4 protein-coding genes are annotated in these 1,790 nt (G+C 69.4%); all 4 read left to right on the top strand.

Annotated features, from left to right (window positions below):
* The first annotated feature begins 333 nt into the window (after positions 1-333).
* The 4 genes from ACFHPP_RS30945 to ACFHPP_RS30930 all read left to right on the top strand — a co-directional run bounded on the left by ACFHPP_RS30945 (position 334) and on the right by ACFHPP_RS30930 (position 1,762).
* Positions 334-714, top strand: a complete 381-nt coding sequence (locus ACFHPP_RS30945) for a carboxymuconolactone decarboxylase family protein (RefSeq protein WP_437167067.1) — start codon at positions 334-336, stop codon at positions 712-714.
* Between the two features lie 153 nt (positions 715-867).
* Positions 868-1,194, top strand: coding sequence for a hypothetical protein (locus tag ACFHPP_RS30940; RefSeq protein ID WP_437167066.1), 327 nt, complete (start codon positions 868-870; stop codon positions 1,192-1,194).
* Positions 1,191-1,436: a hypothetical protein gene (locus ACFHPP_RS30935; protein ID WP_437167065.1), complete on the top strand. Its 246-nt coding sequence runs from the start codon at positions 1,191-1,193 to the stop codon at positions 1,434-1,436. The genes ACFHPP_RS30940 and ACFHPP_RS30935 overlap by 4 nt, the downstream gene beginning before the upstream one ends.
* Positions 1,436-1,762, top strand: coding sequence for a hypothetical protein (locus tag ACFHPP_RS30930; protein WP_437167064.1), 327 nt, complete (start codon positions 1,436-1,438; stop codon positions 1,760-1,762). Before ACFHPP_RS30935 ends, ACFHPP_RS30930 begins: the two co-directional genes overlap by 1 nt.
* The last annotated feature ends 28 nt before the right edge of the window (positions 1,763-1,790 follow it).

Below are 1,790 nucleotides of genomic sequence, written 5' to 3'. Positions count from 1 at the left end.
AGCGGGCCTGGTGGGCGTAGCCGCGGGCGCGGTCGGCGGTCTCCGTGAGGTCGAAGGCGGCCGGCAGGCTGTCGGGGCGGGGTGCGGGCGGGGCAGGGGGGTGGGGCATGCGGGGGACGGGCCTGGGCTGGGTTGTGTCCGGTAAGCTTCTCTCTTACCGGGTAAATTCGGCGGCTCAAGACGTTGAGAGCCGGGTTCCAGGGTGCGGCTTTCCCTTCCCCTCTGGGTGTTGTGGGGTGGTAGCGTGAGTGCGCTGAGATTGGCTCCTGAGGGGCGTCACAGCGGCGACCTCATCTGCGATCCGGCGACGAACGCGCAGTGGAGGATACAGAGATGAAGAAGGCTCTCGTAGCATCTTCCGTCATCGTCATCCTGGCCGCCGGGGCCTACGCGGCCGACCCACCGAATTGGATGCGTCAGGTCACCCCGCAGCACCTCCTTGAGAATGCCTGGGGTGGCTATCAGGCCATCTACTCCGGCGGTGAACTGCCCGCGAAAACCAAACAGCTGATCGCACTCGGCGTCTCCGCGCAAATTCCCTGCACCTACTGTGTGGCAGGACATACGCGAGCAGCGCGAGCGGCGGGTGCTACCGATCAGGAGATCAGGGAAGCGGTCGCGGTGGCCGGGCAGGTGCGGATGTGGAGCACCCTGCTGAACGGCAACGCCTACGACATGCAGGAATTCCAGGTCGAAATCTCGCAGCGTCGGTAGGGAGGCGGTCGCGCATCCGGGCCAGCGTGGTCTCCATCGTCCGCAGCACCCGCATCCCCATGGCCGCGGCCTCGTGCTGCCCGTTGGGGGCACGAACTGCACGGCTACAACCTCACGGTGCGTTTCTTGGTCCTGTGCGGCGCGGAGGACGACATGCTTGATCCCGACCAAGACCCCGTAGGCCACCACGCGGCGTTGGAACGCGAGGCGTGGCGCATTGCGGCGACGGGACAGGCGTCAGAGGTCGGCCAGATTGTTCTGCGATCCGTGGCGGCTGGTATCGCGGTGCTGTTGCCAGGAGCCTCAGCGGAGGTTCAGACAGCGGCAGCTGCAAAGGTGCTGTTGGTGCTGGCGCAGACGGACTTCGGCGCGTCGGCGAGCGCGATGGCGGCGCTGTTTCTCGCCGGGCAGAACAAGCTGGTGGCGGCGGACCTGCTGGCCGGCGGCAACATGGTGGCGCTGTCGGAACGCACGCCATGACGGCGCAGGACATAGGCCTGGCGAACCTGCCCTCGCCGGGCCTACTGCGGCTGCGCATGGAGTTGCAGCGGCACCAGGACCTGACGCCCGCCGAGGCGGCGCAGGCGGCGGACCTACTGGTGGGTATGGTGGCGACATTGGAGCATCTGGCGGAGGACGTGGCCGCCATACGCGAGACGATCGACCGCACGGCGGCGCGCGCTGCGGAGATGGCGGAGGGGGACCGCGGGCGGCCCGCCTGATGCCCGACAAGCCCGGCGCGCAGTTTCAGGACCACCCCAACATGGTCGCCGGCCGCGCCACGCGGCCGCGCGCCCTGGCCGACTTCGCGGCCTATCAATTCGCGACGCAATGCCCGACGCCGGCCCTGCCGCTTCCGGCGCTTCCCGGTGGCGCCGATCGCCACGGCCGGCCCAGCCTCACCGGGGGCGAGGCGCTCGACCGGCTCCGCTGCCAAGCCGGCGGCCAGCCGCCGGAGATCGCCGGGCTATCGCTGCTCTCCGTCAACGTCGGCAAAACGTGGCCTGCGCTGCGCATCGAGGCGGAGGCGTGGCGGCCGGGCCGGTAGGAGCAGCGACCTTTGCCGCCATGGCGCG

Origin of the sequence: Falsiroseomonas sp. E2-1-a20 (assembly GCF_051433195.1) — a bacterium.
Taxonomy (GTDB): Bacteria; Pseudomonadota; Alphaproteobacteria; order Acetobacterales; family Acetobacteraceae; genus Falsiroseomonas.
Note: the sequence above shows the minus strand (reverse complement) of the source record. Positions and strands in the feature narration are given on the sequence as shown.

Coding starts and splice junctions, on each gene's coding strand:
- ACFHPP_RS30945 (WP_437167067.1), top strand. CDS start 334: ATGAAGAAGGCTCTCGTAGCATCTTCCGTCATCGTCATCCTGGCCGCC.
- ACFHPP_RS30940 (WP_437167066.1), top strand. CDS start 868: ATGCTTGATCCCGACCAAGACCCCGTAGGCCACCACGCGGCGTTGGAA.
- ACFHPP_RS30935 (WP_437167065.1), top strand. CDS start 1,191: ATGACGGCGCAGGACATAGGCCTGGCGAACCTGCCCTCGCCGGGCCTA.
- ACFHPP_RS30930 (WP_437167064.1), top strand. CDS start 1,436: ATGCCCGACAAGCCCGGCGCGCAGTTTCAGGACCACCCCAACATGGTC.